At 46.5% G+C, this 275-nt stretch carries 1 pseudogene; it reads left to right on the plus strand.

Annotated features, from left to right (window positions below):
• Positions 1-275 (plus strand): annotated as a pseudogene (locus CD172_RS12790) (elastin-binding protein EbpS); the annotation flags it as partial.

Raw genomic sequence — 275 nt, forward strand, 5'->3', positions numbered from 1 at the left:
AATGACGTCAATTCACGTTCTCAAGAAGATGCACATCGTGATCCTAAACATGACGACCTTCAAAAGCACAATGGTAAAAAAGTTGCTGCGGGTGCTGCGGGTGCTGCCGCTGCGGGTGTAGCCGGCGCTGCTGCTAAACATCATCATGATAAAAAAGAGGCACAACGTCACAATCAAAATGACGTCAATTCACGTTCTCAAGAAGATGCACATCGTGATCCTAAACATGACGACCTTCAAAAGCACAATGGTAAAAAAGTTGCTGCGGGTGCTGC

The sequence above is a fragment of the Staphylococcus agnetis genome, assembly GCF_002901865.1.
GTDB lineage: Bacteria > Bacillota > Bacilli > Staphylococcales > Staphylococcaceae > Staphylococcus > Staphylococcus agnetis.